At 61.8% G+C, this 19,829-nt stretch carries 18 protein-coding genes; 8 read left to right on the plus strand and 10 right to left on the minus strand.

The features are described 5' to 3' along the window. Position 1 precedes the first annotated feature (1 nt). Positions 2-859, minus strand: coding sequence for an MlaE family ABC transporter permease (locus V2B23_RS11990; RefSeq protein ID WP_033234515.1), 858 nt, complete (start codon positions 857-859; stop codon positions 2-4). Beyond that, positions 859-1,668, minus strand: coding sequence for an MlaE family ABC transporter permease (locus V2B23_RS11995; protein ID WP_430950533.1), 810 nt, complete (start codon positions 1,666-1,668; stop codon positions 859-861). Before V2B23_RS11995 ends, V2B23_RS11990 begins: the two co-directional genes overlap by 1 nt. Positions 1,669-2,007: 339 nt before the next feature. Here V2B23_RS11995 and V2B23_RS12000 point away from each other — a divergent pair, with 339 nt between their 5' ends. After that, the gene (locus tag V2B23_RS12000) at positions 2,008-3,201 is read left to right on the plus strand and encodes a TetR/AcrR family transcriptional regulator (RefSeq protein ID WP_430950534.1); all 1,194 of its coding nucleotides are present in this window, start codon (positions 2,008-2,010) and stop codon (positions 3,199-3,201) included. Positions 3,202-3,205: 4 nt separating this feature from the next. Here the strand turns inward: V2B23_RS12000 and trhA are convergent, their stop codons facing one another. Beyond that, a complete protein-coding gene (gene trhA, locus V2B23_RS12005) occupies positions 3,206-3,874 on the minus strand; it encodes a PAQR family membrane homeostasis protein TrhA (RefSeq protein ID WP_430950535.1) in 669 nt (222 codons plus the stop codon). 163 nt (positions 3,875-4,037) lie between these two features. On the opposite strand from trhA, the gene V2B23_RS12010 reads away from it, so the two are divergent. Next, on the plus strand, positions 4,038-4,805 hold the full coding sequence (locus V2B23_RS12010; protein WP_430950536.1) for an isoprenyl transferase: 768 nt from the start codon (positions 4,038-4,040) through the stop codon (positions 4,803-4,805). 6 nt (positions 4,806-4,811) lie between these two features. On the opposite strand, the gene coaA is transcribed toward V2B23_RS12010, so the two are convergent. Further along, complete coding sequence (coaA, locus tag V2B23_RS12015) at positions 4,812-5,744, minus strand: type I pantothenate kinase (RefSeq protein WP_092807369.1); 933 nt, start codon at positions 5,742-5,744, stop codon at positions 4,812-4,814. A 172-nt stretch (positions 5,745-5,916) separates the two neighbouring features. On the opposite strand from coaA, the gene V2B23_RS12020 reads away from it, so the two are divergent. From V2B23_RS12020 to V2B23_RS12035, 4 genes are all read left to right on the plus strand, one after another. Then, complete coding sequence (locus V2B23_RS12020) at positions 5,917-7,188, plus strand: DUF885 domain-containing protein (RefSeq protein ID WP_430950537.1); 1,272 nt, start codon at positions 5,917-5,919, stop codon at positions 7,186-7,188. Beyond that, entirely contained in the window at positions 7,185-8,492 is a 1,308-nt protein-coding gene (gene glyA, locus V2B23_RS12025; RefSeq protein WP_430950538.1) for a serine hydroxymethyltransferase, read from the plus strand. Before V2B23_RS12020 ends, glyA begins: the two co-directional genes overlap by 4 nt. Positions 8,493-8,567: 75 nt before the next feature. Further along, positions 8,568-9,569 (plus strand): patatin-like phospholipase family protein, encoded by a 1,002-nt coding sequence (locus V2B23_RS12030; protein ID WP_430950539.1) that lies wholly within the window; start codon positions 8,568-8,570, stop codon positions 9,567-9,569. A gap of 303 nt (positions 9,570-9,872) precedes the next feature. Then, positions 9,873-11,252: a PhoH family protein gene (locus tag V2B23_RS12035; protein WP_430950540.1), complete on the plus strand. Its 1,380-nt coding sequence runs from the start codon at positions 9,873-9,875 to the stop codon at positions 11,250-11,252. Positions 11,253-11,296: 44 nt separating this feature from the next. Here V2B23_RS12035 and V2B23_RS12040 read toward each other — a convergent pair whose 3' ends face one another. The 4 genes from V2B23_RS12040 to V2B23_RS12055 form a co-directional block, all read right to left on the minus strand. Then, positions 11,297-11,701, minus strand: coding sequence for a carboxymuconolactone decarboxylase family protein (locus V2B23_RS12040; protein ID WP_430950541.1), 405 nt, complete (start codon positions 11,699-11,701; stop codon positions 11,297-11,299). Between the two features lie 30 nt (positions 11,702-11,731). After that, a complete protein-coding gene (locus V2B23_RS12045) occupies positions 11,732-12,160 on the minus strand; it encodes a limonene-1,2-epoxide hydrolase family protein (RefSeq protein ID WP_430950542.1) in 429 nt (142 codons plus the stop codon). Positions 12,161-12,191: 31 nt separating this feature from the next. Beyond that, a complete protein-coding gene (locus tag V2B23_RS12050; RefSeq protein WP_430950706.1) occupies positions 12,192-13,799 on the minus strand; it encodes a serine hydrolase in 1,608 nt (535 codons plus the stop codon). A gap of 126 nt (positions 13,800-13,925) precedes the next feature. Next, the gene (locus tag V2B23_RS12055; RefSeq protein WP_430950543.1) at positions 13,926-15,545 is read right to left on the minus strand and encodes a putative Ig domain-containing protein; all 1,620 of its coding nucleotides are present in this window, start codon (positions 15,543-15,545) and stop codon (positions 13,926-13,928) included. 197 nt (positions 15,546-15,742) lie between these two features. On the opposite strand from V2B23_RS12055, the gene V2B23_RS12060 reads away from it, so the two are divergent. Continuing rightward, entirely contained in the window at positions 15,743-16,444 is a 702-nt protein-coding gene (locus tag V2B23_RS12060) for an NADPH-dependent F420 reductase (protein ID WP_430950544.1), read from the plus strand. Between the two features lie 59 nt (positions 16,445-16,503). Here the strand turns inward: V2B23_RS12060 and V2B23_RS12065 are convergent, their stop codons facing one another. Then, on the minus strand, positions 16,504-17,907 hold the full coding sequence (locus V2B23_RS12065; RefSeq protein WP_430950545.1) for a class II fumarate hydratase: 1,404 nt from the start codon (positions 17,905-17,907) through the stop codon (positions 16,504-16,506). An 80-nt stretch (positions 17,908-17,987) separates the two neighbouring features. Continuing rightward, positions 17,988-19,022 carry a class II fructose-bisphosphatase gene (gene glpX, locus V2B23_RS12070; RefSeq protein WP_430950546.1) on the minus strand — a complete coding sequence of 345 codons (1,035 nt, stop codon included), beginning with the start codon at positions 19,020-19,022 and terminating at the stop codon, positions 17,988-17,990. 180 nt (positions 19,023-19,202) lie between these two features. On the opposite strand from glpX, the gene V2B23_RS12075 reads away from it, so the two are divergent. After that, the gene (locus V2B23_RS12075) at positions 19,203-19,772 is read left to right on the plus strand and encodes a DUF4245 domain-containing protein (protein WP_430950547.1); all 570 of its coding nucleotides are present in this window, start codon (positions 19,203-19,205) and stop codon (positions 19,770-19,772) included. Positions 19,773-19,829 lie beyond the last annotated feature (57 nt).

Consider the following 19,829-nt stretch of genomic DNA (forward strand, 5'->3'; position numbering starts at 1 on the left):
CTCAGACCCCCATTCCGGGGATTTGGGGAACGAGACCCCACAAGCCGAAAGTCATGATGACGTCCAGGATTCCGATCGCCAGGATCGCGGTTCGGAGCGCGCGGCCGGCGGCCTGACCCACGCCCGCGGGTCCACCCGAGGCGTAATACCCGTAAGCGCAGTGCACCAGCGCCACCACGGCTGCGAAGACCACGGCTTTGAGGCCGGAGTAGAGAAGATCCTGCGGGGAGATCGCAAGGTGGAAGAAGTAGTCGTACGTTCCGGCCGATGCGCCGTTGAAGAACACGACGACAAGTCGGGTCGACAGGTAGCTGGCCAGCAGACCGATCATGTAGATCGGAATGACGCAGATCATTGCCGCGATCACCCGAGTACCTGCAAGAAAGGGGATGGATCTGATGGCCATCGAATCCAGGGCATCGATCTCGTCGGAGATACGCATGGCGCCGATCTGCGCGGTGAAGCCCGTTCCCACCTTCGCGGCCAACGCAATTGCAACAACAACCGGCGCAAGTTCACGTGTGTTGGCAACGGCCGACAGCATTCCGGACAGTGAGGTCATGCCCACGAGTTCGAGTCCCCGATGCATTTCGACACCCAGCATCATTGCGGCTGCCAGAGACATCGCGAACACGATGCCGATAGTTCCGCCGCCGGACAGCAGCGAGTTCGTGCCGAAGCTGACCTCGCTGATCTGGCCGAGTACATGCTTGCGATATTTGGTGAGGGCAAACGGAATTGACGCGACCGTGCGGACGTAGAACGTCACATGCTGACCGAGTGACACCAAACCGTCGGCAGCGGTCCGGAGCGGTCTGCTTGCCTGGTGAGCTCTGATCCGTAGATCGACAAGCGACATCAGAATTCACCGACTGCCGGAACTATGACGGTGTACAGCGCGGACAGAACCGTGTTGGCGATGAAGACCAGAGCGAAGGCGATGACCACGGCTTCGTTGACGGCGTCGGCGACGCCGCGGGGGCCACCTTTGGCATGGAGTCCTTTGAACGTGGCGACCAACGTTGAAGCGAGACCGAAGATCGCGGCCTTGACCAAGGCCATGACAAAGTCGGATGAACGGCCGTACTGGCTGAACGTAGCCATGAATGTTCCGGCAGGGAGATGCTGAACGTAGATGTGGTACAGGTAGCACGCGATCACTCCGCCGAACGTGACCATGGAACACAGTGCCAGGGAAACGACCACCGCTGCAATCAATCTCGGAGCAACGAGACGTTCGATGACGTCGATACCCATGACTTCCATGGCGTCGATCTCTTCGCGGATCTTCCGTGAGCCCAGATCGGTGCAGATGGCCGAGCCGGCAACCCCCGCCATCATGAGCGCGCACACCAGTGCTGCGGCCTGACCGACGATGATGAATGCGACAACTGCACCGGAGTAACCGCCGGCGCCGATTCGCCCCGCGAGTTCGCCGACCGACACCGCGATGAAGACCCCGATCGGGATCATGAGCAGCAGGGACGGGCCGGTACTGACCCTGCCGATGAACAGCGTTTGAGTTATCGTCTCGTGCAACGAGAGTCGCCTACGAATGATGGCCGTGAACAGGCCGAACAGTGCCTGCACCGAGAATCCGATCAGGTAGCCGCCCTCGAGCGCTACGTCTCGTACCGGGCCTTTCGGGGCTGGCAGTTCGTACGTCACCTGGTTCTATTCCTTTGCAGCTCAAGTTCTTTCATTGAAGATGTCGAGTGTGTTCAGGCGTCGAGAGGGCCGAAATGCGCGGCGCGATCGTGGCGGATGGTGTTGTGAATCATTTCACAGCGACTCGCGTGCGGCAATAGTTATGTGAATGGAAATTCTTCTCAGATTTCCTCTGGCTGGCGACGGAGACTTGATATAACTACAGTTGAAAGCTGCATCTTCGAGAGTGCAGACAGTATCTGCCCAAAAGATGTGTATGGGTATTCTCAATATGGAAGCGGGCCGGAGACAGTGACAACAAGAGACCTGAGGGTTGCTCCGGCCGTCGGTCGGAGCCGTGTGGCCGAAGTGAAGAAGAGGCCGAAAGACCGCAAGGCACAAATTGCGGCCGCAGCGGCAATCGCCTTCAGTGAGCGCGGCTACCACGGAGTCAGTGTCGAAGACATCGCGTCGTCGGTGGGTATCTCGCCCTCAGCGCTCTACCGCCATTTTCCGAAGAAGTACGCACTGTTTCAGTATTCGGCGCTGTCGTTGATGGAGGCGCTCACAGAGGCTCTCGATTCTGCGGAAGGCGTTGGGCAAGACGCCGATCGGCTTCGACAAGATCTGCTGGCTGTAATCCGAACCACGATCAGCAATCGCCGGACCGCGGGCATCTACCGTTGGGAGAGCAGGTTTCTCGAACCCTCGGACCGGGCGGTGATTCGCGAACACTCGATTCTGCTCAATCGCCGGGTGGGTGAGCATTTGTCACCGTCGGATCCACCGATCGGCGAGAGTGACACCAAGCTTGTGGTGGCTGCGATGTTCAGTGCGATCGGCAGCATCACGGCCCACAACCTTGTACTGCCGCAGAAGACAATTGAACGCATCTTGCTCAGTGCATGTTCGGCGATAGATCGGGCGAGATTTGCGCGAGGGCGCCAAGGCAACTCACAAAGCCGCCGTTCGGTGCTTGCGCCGCTAGGGGATAACAAGCGGGAACGACTACTGCATGAAGCGGTTCGGCTCTTCGACCTCCACGGCTACCACGACGTCAAGATCGAAGAGATAGCTGCCGCAGCTGGTTTGAACGCGTCCGGCATGTATCGGTACTTCCCGAGCAAAGCGGATCTTCTCTCCGCGATCTTCTACCGGGCCGCAGATCGCCTGGACGTCGCGACGGTATCGGTACTGGACGGGGCGGAAACGCCGGCCGAGGCACTGGCATCGCTCTCGTCGATGTACGTCGACTTGTCTTTTGCGCAACACGAGTTGATGTCCATCTACTTCTCCGAGATGCACAATCTGTTGCCCAGTCACCGAAATGACCTGAAGAGTCGACAAAAACTCTACGTGGTCGAATGGGCGCGACTGCTCCGTGAGATCCGACCGGAGCTCACGGAGCCCGAAAGCATGTTCATCGTGCATGCTGCGCTGAACGTGGTTCCCGATGGCGGCCGTCTGCTCGGATTCGATCCCGAACCTGAGAACGTGTGGAAAGTTTACTGCTTGGTTTCGGCAGTTCTGTTCGGTGGACCGACACAGCTGTGACGAGTCAGTTGAAGACGACGAGCCAGACGGCGATGTAGTGGCAGATTGCCGCGACGACCGTTGCGGCGTGGAAGAACTCGTGATGTCCGAACGTTGTGGGCCACGGGTTCGGCCATTTGGTGGCGTAGAGAATTGCTCCGACGCTGTAGAGGATTCCGCCGACGAGCAGCAGCACCATCGGCGCGACGCCCACCTGGTGGGTCAGCTCGCCGGCGACGGGCACGATGGCCCATCCGAGAATCAGGTACAGCGGCACGCCCACCCACTTAGGGGCTGTCGGCCACAGCATCTTGAGTGCAACGCCTGCGAGTGCACCAGCCCAGACGACCGCAAGGACTACAGTGCCGGTCTCGCTGGGCAAGCCCAGCATCGCAAACGGTGTGTAACTGCCGGCGATGAACAGGAAGATCATCGAATGGTCGGCACGCTTCATCCAGATGCGGGCGTCGACGGTCTTCCAGTGAATGCGGTGATACGTCGCGCTGATGGCGAAGAGGCCACAGATAGTGATGCTGTAAATCGTGGTGGCCACGGCTGCCTTGGCTCCGACTCGAGCGCCCGCCACCGAGACGAGAACGATGCCCGCTACGACGGAGACGCAGAGTGCCCACAGATGGATCCACCCGCGCATGCGCGGTTTGACCGGAAGGGCGTCCAACCCGAGTGCTGTCATCCTGTAACTCCTCTCGGCGACTCCGCCAGAACCTACGGTACCGTAGGTTACGTGTCAGTAGCATAACCTACCTGCAGCTTTTCGACGCGCTGGTAAAGCGTGACGGCGCTCGCAGGTGGGGACAAGGTCCCGGCGTAGTCTTTGTCACCATGGTGATGTCACGGTGAAGGTGCGCGGACTGCTGTACAGCATCTACGAGCGACGGCTCTTGAAGCATTTGGATGGACTCACCCATCCAAGGCATGTCGCGGTGATGTGTGACGGTAACCGACGCTGGGCGCGCGAGAACGGTTTCACTGACGTCAGTCACGGGCACCGGATGGGCGCACTCAAGATTTCCGAGCTACTCGACTGGTGCGATGCCGCCGGAATCGAGATGGCAACGATCTACCTACTCTCCACCGAGAATCTGCGCCGGGATCCCGAAGAGTTGGACACACTCCTCGAAATCATCACCGATGTGGTCGAGGAAATCTCCGGGCCGAGCAAGAACTGGAGCGTGCAGATCGTCGGCGCTCTGGATCTGCTGCCGGCCGAACAATCGCGGCGCCTGCGTGATGCCGCGGACGGAACCGAGGGCCGCACCGGAACTCACGTCAATATCGCGATCGGATACGGCGGCCGCCAGGAGATCGCCGACGCCGTTCAGTCGCTGCTCAGTGAGAAGCTCAGCCAAGGACTCAGCGGCGACGACCTGGTCCAGGCGATCACCGTCGACGGTATCGACAGTCACCTCTATACGTCGGGTCAGCCCGATCCCGACCTGGTGATCCGCACGTCGGGCGAGCAGCGTCTCTCGGGATTCCTGTTGTGGCAGAGCGCGTATTCGGAGATTTGGTTCACCGAGGCGTACTGGCCCGAGTTTCGCCGGGTCGACTTCCTTCGGGCCCTTCGTGACTACGCCGCCAGGCATCGCCGGTTCGGCGCCTGAGCACAATCAGAGCTTGCGCAGGCGCAGCCGGTTGATCGTGTGATCGGAATCCTTGCGCAACACCAGCGTTGCTCGCGGACGGGTGGGGAGGATGTTCTCCACCAGGTTCGGTTGGTTGATCGAATTCCAGATGTCCTTGGCGGCGCTGGTCGCGTCTCGGTCCGACAGTCCCGAGTAGTGGTGGAAGTGTGCGTTCGGGTCGGCAAACGACGTCTTCCGTAGTGCCAGGAATCGTTCGATGTACCAGGCTTCGATGTCCTCGATCCGGGCGTCGACGTAGATCGAGAAGTCGAACAGATCCGAGACCATCAGACGCGGACCGGTCTGCAGTACGTTGAGGCCCTCGATGATGAGGATGTCCGGCTGGCGGATCAGGTGGAACTGGCCGGGGATGACGTCGTACAGAGTGTGCGAATAGACCGGGGCCGCTACCTCTTCGGCACCCGACTTCACCTCGGTCACGAATCGCAGGAGCTTGCGGCGATCGTAGCTTTCCGGAAAACCCTTGCGGTGCATCATGCCCCGACGGTGCAGTTCTTTGGTGGGATAGAGAAAGCCGTCCGTGGTGACAAGATCGACACGCGGGTGGTGGTCCCAGCGGGCCAGGAGTGCTTGCAGCACACGGGCTGTCGTGGATTTGCCGACAGCCACCGAACCGGCAACGCCGATGACGAACGGAACTTGTCGATCGGGATGTTTCTCGCCGAGGAACGTTGCGGTAGCCGCAAACAGACGCTGCCTCGCCGCGACCTGTAGGTGGATCAGTCGAGCCAACGGGAGATACACCTCGGCAACTTCTTCGAGGTCGATCTGCTCACCGAGGCCGCGGAGGCCGTACAGTTCGTCCTCCGTCAGGACCAGGGGAGTCGACTTACGCAGTGTGCGCCACTGCTTACGGTCGAACTCGACATACGGGCTGGATTCGCCGGCGCGTGCCATCAGCGCAGCTCGCCGGTGCCGAGGAACTGTGATGCCGTTGGTACGGGCGAAGCGTGCGAGCAAGCCAGGCGCGAGTGCGCACGATCCAAGTGCATAACCGAATTGTGCTTGGTGCCACGTCGGGAGTTGTCGTCGGGTCGCATTCCGGGCGCGGGCGCTAGGCTAGTGCGTTATGGATCCAGACTCGCTCGTTCGCCGATATCTGCTGCTGGGACTAGGTTTCGATCGACTCGAGGAAGGGTTTGTCGACGCGTTCACCGGCGACCCGGCCCTCCGTCAACAGGTTGAAAATGCGACGAAGCCCGATCCGGGCGTGCTGGCCCGCACTGCCCGCGAACTCCGCGCCGAGTTGCCGGCAAGCGGTCTGAACGCCGAGCGGGCTCACTTCATCGACGTTCACCTACGGGCTCTCGAATGCTCCGGCCGCAAATTCGCGGGCGAGGAGATCGGGTTTGTCGACGAGGTCGAGGCCTATTTCGACGTGCGAGTTTCCAAGGGAAACGAAGATGAATACGGCGATGCTCACCGCCGGATGGGTGAGGTGCTACCAGGCCCGGGAACGCTGGCGGAGCGCGTGCAGGCACATCGCATAGCCGACGAGATTCCGGCTGCAAAATTGGCCGAGTGCGTCGACGCGATGTCCAGTGCCCTGCGCGATCTGGTGCGCGGCACGTTCCCGCTGCCGGCGTCGGAAACCGTCGAATACGAAGTGGTGGGGGACAAGCCGTGGTCCGGGTTCAACTACTACCTCGGTGACTATCGCTCCAAAGTTGCGATCAATTCCGATCTCCCGCAGTTCATGGCAAACCTGCCGAGACTGATTGCCCACGAGTCGTATCCGGGCCATCACACCGAACATTGCCGCAAGGAAGCCGGATTGGTGGGTGCCGGGCAACTCGAGCAGACGCTCTTCCTGGTGAACACGCCGCAGTGCCTCATGGCAGAGGGTCTGGCGGATTTGGCACTCGAAGCGATAGTCGGCCACGACTGGGGACTGTGGGCGCAGGAGATCTACGCGGATCTGGGGTTGGCATTCGACGGTGAGAAGGCGCAGCAACTGTCGGCAGCGTCGGGCCAGCTGATCAGCGTCCGGCAGGACGCCGCGTTGATGCTGCACGACGAGGGACGCAGCCATGACGACGTTGCCGGATTCCTCGAGCGGTGGTCACTGTCGACGCCGGAGCGGGCACGGCAGTCGCTGCGATTCTTGTCCTCACCGCTGTGGCGGGCGTACACCAGCACGTACGTCGAGGGGTACCGGTTGCTCGGCGGGTGGCTCGATCAGGCTGCAACTCCGTCCGAACGAACAGACCGATTCCGGCGGCTGCTGGACGAACCGCTGGTGCCGAGCTCACTGCGTTCGGCACCGGGTGGAGCCACGTCGGGTGAACTTCGTAGACTGGACGCATTCGATCCCGCATCCACCTTGGAGATTCCTCGATGACCGCTGTGCCTGGCTCCGACGTCAACTCTGCACCACTCGCCGAACTCGACCCCGAGGTCGCCGAAGCTATGGCGGGTGAATTGGCTCGTCAGCGCGACACTCTCGAGATGATCGCGTCGGAGAACTTCGTCCCCCGCTCGGTTCTGCAGGCTCAGGGCAGCGTCCTGACCAACAAGTACGCCGAGGGATACCCGGGACGTCGTTACTACGGCGGTTGTGAGCACGTCGACGTCATCGAGGATCTGGCGCGTAACCGTGCGAAGGAGCTCTTCGGCGCAGAATTCGCGAACGTTCAGCCGCACTCGGGCGCACAGGCCAACGCTGCCGTTCTGATGGCGCTGATGAACCCGGGTGAGAAGCTGCTCGGCCTCGACCTCGCTCACGGTGGTCACCTGACGCACGGCATGAAGCTCAACTTCTCCGGCAAGCTGTACGACGTCGCGTCCTACGGCGTCAGCAAGGAAGATCACCGCATCGACATGGACGAGGTGCGCTCGATCGCCCTCGCCGAGAAGCCGAAGGTCATCGTCGCCGGCTGGTCCGCGTACCCGCGTCAGCAGGACTTCGCGGCCTTCCGCGCCATCGCCGACGAGGTCGGTGCGTACCTGTGGGTCGACATGGCTCACTTCGCCGGACTGGTGGCCGCCGGCCTGCACCCGTCACCCGTCCCGTACGCCGACGTCGTATCTTCCACCGTCCACAAGACCCTCGGTGGCCCGCGCTCCGGTCTGATCCTGGCGAAGAAGGAATGGGCCAAGAAGCTCAACTCCGCAGTCTTCCCCGGCCAGCAGGGTGGACCGCTCATGCACGCCATCGCAGCCAAGGCCGTCACCTTCAAGATCGCGGCCGGCGAAGAGTTCAAGGACCGTCAGGTACGCACCCTCTCCGGCGCCCGCATCCTCGCCGAGCGTCTCGGCAACAAGGACGTCGCAGATCAGGGCATCACCGTTCTGACCGGTGGCACCGACGTCCACCTCGTTCTCGTGGACCTGCGCAACTCCAAGCTCGACGGCCAGCAGGGTGAGGATCTTCTGCACGAGGTCGGCATCACCGTCAACCGCAACGCTGTTCCGTTCGATCCCCGTCCGCCGATGACCACGTCGGGTCTGCGTATCGGTACCGCAGCCTTGGCTACTCGCGGATTCGGCGACGCCGAGTTCACCGAGGTCGCCGACATCATCGGCACCGCCCTCGCCGGCGATGCCGATCTGGTTTCCCTGCGCGCCCGCGTTGCCAAGCTCGCTCTCGACGTCCCGTTGTACGACGGACTCGAGGACTGGGGCTTGCTCAGCAAGAACGTCTAAGCAGTAGTTCCCGACAGCCCGGTGCCCGTTGTGGTGCCGGGCTGTCGGCGTTCTTGCGGCGCTTACGATGGTCCGATGGCTCAGTCTCGGACAGTTGCATTGGCACTCGGTTCCGGTGGCGCGCGAGGCTACGCCCACATCGGTGTCATCCAAGTGCTCGAGGAACGTGGCTACTCGATAGTCGGGGTGGCAGGTTCGTCGATGGGCGCGTTGATCGGTGGGTTGTACGCAGCCGGAAAGCTGGACGAGTTTACCGAGTGGGCAACGACGCTGAAAGCCCGCGATGTTGTTCGGTTGCTCGACGTATCCATGTCGGCTCCCGGGGCCATCCACGCGGAGAAGGTACTTGGACGCGTACGGGAGATCCTGGGTGAAACGTGTATTGAGGACATGCGCATCCCGTTCACTGCTGTTGCCACCGACCTGGCGGCGGGCAGGTCGGTGTGGTTTCAGCACGGGCCGGTCGACGCCGCGATTCGTGCGTCCATCGCTATCCCCGGAGTCATCACTCCGTTGGTTCTCAACGGCCGGGTGCTGGTGGACGGCGGCATCCTCGATCCGCTTCCCGTCGCGCCGACGCTCTCGATTCGTGCAGACCTGACGATCGGTGTCAGTTTGGGCGCGGACGCCCGTGAGAATCGGACGCCCGCGCGGGTGGGTACGGAGCCACGGCCCGTCGACGAGTGGGTCGGCCGATTCAAACGGGGCACCGCCCAGTTTCTCGATCGGGAGACAGTGAAGTCTGTGGTGTCTCGATTCGGTGGTCACTCGACGGGCCTGGGTCTTGAAGAGGTAGGTCTGGACGAGGTGAGCCTGGACGAGGTGAGCCTGGACGAGGTAGTTGTGGATACGGGTCCTGATATCGCTCCGAAGATCGGGCGTTTGGAGATCATGGGTCGTTCTCTCGAGGTCGTGCAGTCCGCGCTGGCCAGGTACCAGCTCGCCGTGTATCCACCGGACATTCTCATCCAGGTACCCCGCAAATCGGCCAGGACTCTCGACTTTGCGCGGGCTACCGAGATGATCGCGATCGGTCGGGCTTTGACCGAGTCGGCGCTCGATGCCGAGGATTTCTGAGCTCACGCGTCGATAGTGCAGGCGGCGTCGACAAGCACCTCTGTGGCGGTAAATGACACGAGTGGCATTTTGTAACCTGGCGTTCACGCATTGTGTGTCGGAATTCGTGGCGGGATGGCCCGAAGCACAGTACCGTCGGCAGTATCGAGTAGCGCAGAAGTTACTTGTGCGGGAGGTTCTGATCGTGACTGAAACACTCAGTGCGAGAGGGCCGGCGCCCGGCCCTCGTGTCACCTGACACAAGAGCCGACCGGTCCAGCGAGAACAAGTTTGTGCGGCGTAGCGCAGACCTAGGAGCCCACCGTGACTGCATCACGCTCCGTTTCTGCCCACTCGGTTCCGGGCGGTATTTCAGCCGGCAATTCAGCCGGGAGTCATTCGGTAGATGCACTTCGCACGTACGTCTTGGATACGTCGGTCTTACTGTCCGATCCGTGGGCCGTCACCAGATTCGCCGAGCACAATGTAGTTCTTCCCCTCGTTGTGGTCAGTGAACTCGAAGGCAAGCGACATCATCACGAACTGGGATGGTTTGCGCGAGAAGCACTCCGCATGCTCGACGACCTCCGAATCGAGTACGGCCGGCTCGACCGTCCGGTGCCGATCGGTAGCGAGAACGGCACCTTGCAAGTCGAACTCAATCACACTGATCCCGCAGTACTCCCCGTCGGATTCCGCACGGACAGTAATGATTCGAGGATACTTGCCTGCGCGCTCAATCTTGCGGCCGAAGGCAAAGATGTAGTCCTGGTCAGCAAAGACATTCCGCTCCGAGTCAAAGCGGGCGCCGTGGGGCTTCCCGCCGACGAGTACCACGCGCACGACGTCGTTCCCTCCGGGTGGACCGGCATGACTGAGTGTGATGTCGCGTCGACGGACATCGACGAACTATTCTCCGAGGGCTTCCTCGATCTCGAGGAGGCGCGAGACCTGCCCTGTCACACCGGGGTTCGGTTGCTCGGCGGTTCGTCCAGTGCCTTGGGGAGGGTGACACCGGACAAGCGGATTCAGCTTGTCCGCGGTGAGCGCGAGGCATTCGGTCTGCACGGCCGCAGCGCCGAGCAGCGGATTGCACTGGAACTGCTGATGGACGAAAGCATCGGAATCGTCTCTCTCGGCGGCAAAGCCGGTACCGGAAAGTCGGCGCTGGCCTTGACTGCGGGACTTGAAGCGGTACTCGAGCGTCGAAGCCAACGCAAGGTGGTGGTCTTCCGGCCACTGTATGCCGTTGGTGGACAGGAACTCGGATATCTCCCGGGCAGCGAGAGTGAGAAGATGGGCCCGTGGGCTCAGGCCGTCTTCGACACACTCGACGGGTTGGCGTCACCCGAAGTTCTCGAAGAGGTCCAAGCCCGCGGAATGTTGGAAGTCCTGCCGCTCACGCACATTCGTGGACGTTCTCTGCATGATTCGTTCGTGATCGTCGACGAGGCGCAGTCCCTCGAACGAAATGTGTTGCTGACGGTGCTTTCTCGACTGGGAACCGGATCGCGAGTGGTGTTGACGCATGACGTCGCGCAGCGTGACAACCTGCGAGTCGGCCGCCACGACGGTGTTGCCGCCGTGATCGAAAAGCTCAAGGGGCATCCACTGTTTGCGCACATCACGCTCACTCGAAGTGAGCGTTCGCCGATCGCCGAGTTGGTTACCGAAATGTTGGAGGAGTTCGGACCGACTCCCTGAGAATAGTTCTCCCCGTGCGGCATTCTTGCCGCACGGGGGGAGACTCAGTTTTCCAGCGGACCCAGTTCCGCGCTGAGAACTTCCTGGACGACGCGCATAGCGGCGAGTCCGGCCGGGGCGCCGCAGTACGCGCTGGCATGTATCACCGTTTCGACGATTTCGGTGCGCGTCAAGCCATTTCGCAAAGCGCCGCGAACATGGCCTTTCAGCTCGTTCTCTGCCCGCAGGGCGATCAGCATTCCCAGATTGATCAGGCTGCGGCTGCGTCGATCGAGACCGGGACGCGTCCACACAGAACCCCACACGTTGGCCGTCACGAAGTTCTGCAATTCTTCGCTGTCGGTTCCGCGGGTGCGCTCGAACGCTGCGTCGACAAAATCGGCACCCATGACTTCTGTGCGCACGGCCAGTCCGGCGTCGAAGGAATCGGATGTGTTGTTTTCGGTCATCGGGCGAGTGCTCTCTTCCGGCAGGTGTTGTCAGGCCGGAGCCAGCCTACTGCGAGAGCCGATACCCAACACCGCCTGCCCGATCGCGGTCACGACACCCCACGCAACGTCGCGCAGCGAGAAGTAGTCCCGCCATACGGCGACCTTGCCGTCGCGTAATTCGAAGGTCCCACACACCCAGAACTCGATGCGCAGTGGTCCGACGGTCAGGATGTCGGTGCGTTCGGTGAGGACGGTGAACTCGTCGCCGATGATGTGGTGCATGTCGGCCTCGAACTTGAGCGACGGCTTCGTGACCATTCGAAGCGCCCGGACAACGGCCTTTCTCCCGTGCAACGTCGGTAGCGAGACGTTCTGCCAGATGATGTCCTCGGTCATCAACTCGGCGGCGCCGTCGACATCGAAATCGGTGAGGGCGCGGAACATCTTTCGAACTGTGGTGACCGAATCAGTGTTCATGAAAACCCTTCTTCATCGAAACCGCTGTTCATCACGATCCTTTGACAAATATGCCCAAACCGTCGCTGTCGAAGTATTCCAAGGTTAGCGAGTTTCCGTCGAATATGGCTCGAGAAATGGTTCCGATCGGTGCGTTCTCGGTGGCGAGAGCAAAGGTGAAGGTGTCGCCGTCCCAATGAGTCAACGGATATTCAGTCTGTGCCGGCCCCATAGTCAGTGTCAGCACGCCGTTCTGTTCGGTGACCGTCGCTGCGCCCCAATACGGATTGTCGTAGGTTCCTGCCAGTGACTCGAGGGGTGCAGATGGTGCCGGGTTGGCCGGTGGACTCTGGCCGACCAGTTCACCTTCCGGGTCTTGTTGCGCGGAGAGCATCGCCTTGTACGGTGCGTGCCAGTCGCGGGTGATCTCGCCGTACTGAACGAGGTCGGCAAATTCGGCCGTGAGCGTCTCGGGAACTCCGGTAGGACTGCCATTGGTCAGAGCAACGATCCCGACATCCGCAGACGGAATCATGAGCATGTGGGTGGCGGCACCGAGAATGAACGCTCCGGAGTGTCCGAGGGTCACGCGTCCTGTGGAACTGTCGGAGACGTTGAAGCCGAAACCGTAGAAGCCCGCACGCTCACCGAGTTCGGCGGGATGACGCGAGACGATCTCCGGGCTGACCGCCGGAACCAAGGCCTCCGTTTCGACGATCTGTTTGCCACCCGACTCGCCGCCGCCGAGGACCATGTCCATCCACTTGGCCATGTCGTTCACCGACGACGTCACGCCCCCTGCGGGCGACTGAGCATCCGGTTGGCGTACGACGCCGGCGGCGTATTCACCGTCGTGCAATTGGTGGCCGACAGCGCGGTTCTCACGAGCTTGATAGTCGGCAAACGTCGACGACGTCGACGTCATCCCCAGCGGGCCGTAGATTGTGTTCTGGGACAGGGATTCCCAGCTTGTGCCGGCTGCAGCTGCGACAGCCTCGGCGCCCACGGTGACCCCGAAGTTCGTGTATTCGTAGGTGACCCGGAACGGTTCGAGGGGGAGTTGGCGAAGCTTGTCGAGTATTTGCGCCCGGTTGAATCCGATATCTTCGAGCGCGTCACCGGCATGATCGGGCAGCCCGGATCTGTGTGCGTAGAGATCGGAAATCATGAGGTGATCCGTGACCCACGGATCACTGAGCGCAAAGTTCGGTAGTTCGGACTTCACCAATGTGTCCCACTCCACCGTCCCGACGCCCACCCCGTGGGCGACAACGGTGGCGCCGACAGGCTTGGACAGGGACGCGAGTTGGAAGACGGTATCGGCGTCGACGGCAGCCTCCTTACCTTGCTCTCGCACGCCGAAACCCTTGGCGTACAAAGTCTTGCCGTCATGGACGACGGCGATCGCCATGCCAGGCACACCGGAGCTGTCCATGAGCTCTTGCGCCAAGCCGTCGAGTTTTCCGACGGCTGCGTCGATCTGCCCGTCAGGGATCGGGACGCCGATATCGAGGCCTGGGTTCGTATCGTTGATCTGTGGTCCTGGCGTCTGTTCGACGGATGAGGTGTCCGACGAACATCCAGCGACGAGGCCGAAGGTGAGAAACACGGGAAGGGCCAGTGTGAAGGCGTGAGTCGAGGTGCTGCGGGCTCTGGACATCATGTTCCCCCTGGTCGGGCGATCGTCGGGATCGTTCGATTTGTCCAGTATTGACGAATTCAGGGATGCAATCGACGGAATCAGGAAAAGGCAGATCGGAACCTGCAATCCGGAGCCCCCGTGAGGTCAGCTACCGAATCCGGTGAACTCGAGTGATCCAAGGGATCCTGTGGTGGGTTGTTCGGGTGTGATCGGGGCCTCGGCGACATTGACGGTAACGACAAGGGTCAGGTCGGGATTGACGCCGTTGGTGGCGTTGAGGATGAACGTGTAAGAGCCTGCAGTGGTGGGTGTTCCGGACAGCGTTCCGTCGGCGAACGTCAGACCGATGGGCAGCTTCGTCGGGTCGACCACTGTGATGGTGGGGGCAGGGTTACCGGTGACGGTGAATTCACGTGTAAGTGCTGTTCCGGCAACAGCATCGAGCGTCACGGGTCCGGCGTCGGTGAACATCGGCGCGGCGGGTGCTGCGGCGACGATGAGGGTCACGTTGAGCGTTGCGGCATTTCCGATGCCATTGGTGGCGGTGATGGTGAAGGGGAACGAGCCTTCGGTGGTGGGTGTTCCGGTCAGAGCCCCGGTTTCACTGAGCGTGAGTCCGGTCGGGAGTCCGGTGGCGGTGAGGGTAGGTGCGGGGTTGCCGGTGGTGGCGAACAAGTGAGTGAGTGCAGTTCCGGCAATACCGTTGACCGTGACGGTGCCGGCATCGGAGAACGCAGAAGCGGTTGCCCTCTTCAAGGTCATCGAGTGGAAGAGGCCGGAGGCGACGGCGGTGTAGCCGTTTCCGACAGGGGCGGTTGCCTGTCCGAAGTTGTCGAGTCCCCAGGCTTTGATGGTGCCGTCGGCCGCAAGCGCTACTGAGTGGATGTTGCCGGCGGCAATTGCGGTGTAGCCGTTGCCGGAAGGAGGGTTGGTAAGTCCATATCCGCCGTCTCCCCAGGTTTTGATGGTGCCGTCGGACGTCAGCGCAAACGAATGGTAGAAACCGGCGGCGATTGCGGTGTAGCCGTTGTCCTCGGGGACGTCGGTCTGTCCGTTGCTGTTGAGTCCCCAGGCTTTGATGGTGCCGTCGGCGGTCAATGCCACCGAATGGTTGAAGCCGGCGGCGATGGCTTTGTAGCCGCTGCCAGTCGGGGCGTTGAGCTCACCGTATTGGTTGCTTCCCCAGATTTTGATGGTGCCGTCGGCGGTCAATGCCATCGAATGGAGGTGGCCGGCGGAAATGGCTTTGAACCCGCTACCGGCAGGGAGGGCGTCCAGACCAGAGCCGGTTGCCCCCCAGATTTTGATGGTGCCGTCTGCTGTCAGCGCCAAGGAGTGGTAGCTGCCGGCAGAGATTGCGGTGTAGCCGTTACCGGCCGGGGCGTCTGCCTGCCCGCTGACGTTGTTTCCCCAGGCTTTGATGGTGCCGTCTGCTGTCAGGGCTAACGAATGGCTCAGGCCGCCGCTGATAGCGGTGAAGTCACTATCGGCCGGAGGGTTTGCCCGCCCGTTCTCGTTGTTTCCCCAGGCCGTGATGGTGTTAGGCGGTGCGACAGGTACGCCCTCGGGTGCCGGTGCCGCCGCGGCAGTGGTCGCGGCGGCACCGGCACCCGAGGGCAAGTGCCCCAGCGGCAAAGAGAGCGGTGAGCCCTCGCAGCCGTCTGCCTCGGTGTGGTCTGCGACGGTTATCGAGCGGTGCCATCGTGGTGTGCCTTTCCTGGCGTGTTCCGCCGGGAGGGCGGTGCGGCCACGGTTAGTGACCACGCAGCGACGATAACGGGTGCCGAGGCATAAAACGTCCCTTTTTGCTGGCCATTTTAGGCCAGGGGGCGTTGGTGGCCGAAAATGGCCACTTTGTTGCCGGGGGTTCCAGGGCAAGCATTTGAATCAGTTCGAGTTGAATGTGCCAGTCCGGAATTAGCCCGCGGTGATCCGTTGTTGAGGCATGCAGCAGTCGCGGAGTGTCGCGACACTCGACGAAGGAGCACAAGAATATGCGCATCGGAATTATCGGAGCTGGTCAGATCGGTGGAACGCTTACCCGCAGGCTGACCGCGCTGGGTCACGACGTGCGCGTCTCGAACTCTCGGACGCCCGACACTCTGGCAGACCTCGAGGCAGAAACCGGTGCAAAAGCGGTACTGAACACCGAAGCCGCCGAAGGTGCAGACCTGGTGATCGTGAGCATCCCGCAGAAGAACGTCGTGGACCTTCCCGCCGGCATCCTCGCGGGCGCCGCCGACGGCGCTCCGGTGATCGAGACCAACAACTACTACCCGCAGCAGCGAGACGGATTGATCGCCGCAATCGAAGACGGTCAGGCAGAAAGCGATTGGGTGCAAGAGCACCTCGGAGTTCCGGTCTTCAAGGCATTCAACGGAATCTGGTGGAAGCACCTTCTCGAGAAGGGCCTACCGGAAGGGGCGGACGGCCGGATTGCACTCCCCATCGCCGGTGACGACGAGCTGAAGAAGCAGGTTGTCTTCGATCTGATCAATCAGCTCGGCTTCGACCCCGTCGACGCGGGCACCATCGAAGACTCCTGGCGTCAGCAGCCGGGAACTCCGGTCTACGGCAAGGATTTTGGTCGCGACGCTACGTTGAAGGCGCTGGCGCAGGCAACTCCCGAGCGCACGGACGAGTGGCGAGCTGTCGCGGAGTGACTGACTGACCTGGGCCTCGCGGCGGTTCCCGAATGCGGAACCGCCGCGAGGCCGGTGGGTTAGTCCTTGACCTTCGCCATCGCGAGTACGTCGAGGCGCTTGTCGAGTTCGGCTTCGCTGAGCTTGTCCGGAACCAATCCGCGCTCGACGACAACCTGCCGAATCGTCTTCTTCTCCTTCAACGCTTGCTTGGCAACGGACGCGGCTTCTTCGTATCCGATTGCCGAGTTGAGCGGCGTCACGATCGACGGCGAGGATTCGGCAAGGGTCTTGAGGTGCTCCTCGTGCGCAACCAAACCGCTGATACACTTGTCCGCGAACAACCGAGAAACGTTGGCCAGCAACGTGAATGACTCGAGTAGATTACGTGCCATCATCGGGATGTAGACGTTGAGCTCGAACGCGCCGGCAGCGCCGCCCCACGCGATGGCCGCGTCGTTTCCGATTACCTGTGCAGCGACCTGCGTAACAGCCTCCGGCAGAACGGGATTGACCTTGCCTGGCATGATCGAGCTGCCTGGCTGCAAATCCGGGAGCGCTATCTCGCCGAGACCTGTCAACGGTCCCGAACCCATCCAGCGAATGTCGTTGGCAATCTTCGTCAGCGAGACCGCGATGGTGCGCAGGGCGCCTGACGCTTCCACCAGTCCGTCACGGGCAGCCTGCGCCTCGAAGCTGTTCTTTGCCGGGGTCAAGGCGTCGATGCCTGTCGACTTGACCAGTTCTGCAACAACTTTGGGCCCGAATCCGTCCGGTGCGTTGAGTCCGGTGCCCACCGCGGTGCCGCCGATCGGTAGTTCGCCGAGTCGGGGGAGCGTTGCCTTGATTCGTTCGATGCCGGCCTCGATCTGGCGGGCGTAACCGCCGAACTCCTGGCCGAGGGTCACCGGAACTGCGTCCATCAGGTGTGTGCGTCCGGACTTGACGACGGACTTCCACTCCGCGGACTTCGCGGCGAGCGCGGTGTGCAGATGCGCCAGAGCCGGAACAAGATCCGTGACGGCGGCTTCTGTCGCTGCGACGTGCGTGGCCGTCGGGAAGGTGTCGTTGGACGACTGCGACATGTTGACGTCATCGTTCGGATGCACATCTACGTCGTTGGCCTGGGCAATCGACGCGATGACCTCGTTGGCGTTCATGTTGGAACTGGTGCCAGAGCCGGTCTGGAAGACATCGATGGGGAACTGATCGTCGTGCTTGCCGTCGGCAATCTCGTTGGCTGCCGAGATGATGGCATCGGCCTTGCCCGCGTCGAGGAGGCCAAGATCCTTGTTGACCTGCGCACACGCGGCCTTGAGAAGGCCCATCGCACGAATCTGAGTGCGTTCGAGAGGTCGGCCGCTGATCGGGAAATTCTCGACTGCGCGTTGGGTTTGCGCTCGCCACAGTGCGTCGATGGGTACCCGAACTTCACCCATGGTGTCGTGTTCGATCCGGAACTGCTGTTCGTTGCTTTCCGTCATGGTTCCAGAGTAGGGGCCATCGGCCCCTGTGCGCCTTTTTGGTAGCGGTGACTACCAGAAAGGCGCACGGGGAGGAGCCGTCAGAACGTCGGCGGAACCGCGCCCTCTTCGCCGTCGAAGTCCACCGAGCTGTACTCGCGGAGCTTCTCGAGGCGGTGGTACGCGTCGATCATGCGGACGGTGCCGGACTTGCTGCGCATCACGATGGACTGCGTGCTGGCGCCCCCGCCGTAGTAGCGGACACCGCGCAGGAGGTCACCGTCGGTGACGCCGGTGGCGCAGAAGAAGACGTTCTCGCCCGAGACCAGATCTTCGGTGGTCAGGATGCGATCGAGATCGTGACCGGCGTCGATGGCCTTCTGGCGCTCTTCGTCGTCGGTGGGGGCAAGCTTGCCCTGCAACGATCCGCCCATGCAGCGCATGGCCGCAGCGGCGATGATGCCCTCAGGGGTGCCGCCGATACCGACAAGCATGTCCGTGCCGGACTCTGGACGCGCTGCCGCGATTGCGCCGGCAACGTCACCGTCGGAGATCAGACGGATACGAGCGCCCGTGTCGCGAACGTCCTGGATCAGTTGGGTGTGGCGAGGACGGTCCAGGATGCAGATCGTGATGTCGGAAACCGACGCCTTCTTGACCTTGGCAACACGCTTGATGTTCTCGGCGATCGGCGCGCTGATGTCGATGACATCTGCAGCGTCCGGTCCGACAGCGATCTTCTCCATGTAGAACACAGCAGACGGATCGAACATCGCGCCGCGCTCGGCAACAGCCAACACCGAGATGGCGTTGGGCATGCCCTTGGACATCAGCGTGGTTCCGTCAACCGGATCGACAGCGAAGTCGCAGTCCGGGCCGTCGCCGTTGCCGACCTCTTCGCCGTTGAACAGCATCGGCGCTTCGTCCTTCTCGCCTTCTCCGATGACAACGATGCCGCGCATGGACACCGAAGAAACAAGCTGACGCATCGCATCGACGGCAGCTCCGTCGCCGCCTTCCTTGTCGCCGCGTCCTACCCAGCGACCTGCAGCCATCGCGCCGGCTTCGGTGACTCGGACCAATTCGAGAGCAAGGTTACGGTCCGGGGTCTCACGATGAATGCTGCTGGCCGTCATGTGCGGTGCCTCCTGGCGCGGTCGCGGTCGACGGGGTGTGTCGACGCAAGTGGTTTCTACAGGCGTGATTGTCCCAGATGGGAGCCACTGTGTGCGCTGCTGGGTCAGTGCCGTGGTGATTTGTCACGCTTAGGGGTACCGGGAATCGTTCCCAGCGCCCGGTACCTGGATACTGGGAGTGTGGCATCGAAGAAACCCCGCATTCTCGAAGACAACAAAGACATGGTCTGGTCTCTCGTACCGCTGGTGCTGATTTGCATCATCATCGCGAGCATCGCCAGCCAGTGCACGTTCAGCCCCGGAGGCCCCACCCAGGGACCGATCCCGAGCGTCGACATCGACGCAGCGCTGAACTACGACGCCAAAGAACTGGGTTTCCCGATCCGCAAACCTGAAGTTCCCGAGGGCTGGACCCCGAACTCGGGAAGTCGGAAAGTGATCACAGGCGACGGTGGCGGCGACTCCAGCACTGTGGGATTCATCACCACCAACGGCAGCTACATTCAGCTGACACAAAGCAACGCCGAAGAATTTCCCCTGGTGTCTTACGTCGCCGGCGGCCCGCGTTTTGCGACGGGTGTCGAAGACATCGACGGTCACACCTGGAACGTCTTCGGCGGCGAGGGCGTCGAATCAATCTGGGTGACGGACATCGACGGAGTGCGTCTCCTGATTACCGGCGCCGCTCCGGCTGAAGACTTCACGACCTTGGCGCGCAACGCCGGCCAGGCCGAGCCCATCGTTCCCTAGATCAGCCGGTCTACTCGTCCGACCCGGACAGCCTCTACTCGTCCGACCCGGACAGTC

Origin of the sequence: Rhodococcus sp. 24CO, from assembly GCF_050586165.1 — a bacterium.
GTDB lineage: Bacteria > Actinomycetota > Actinomycetes > Mycobacteriales > Mycobacteriaceae > Rhodococcus_F.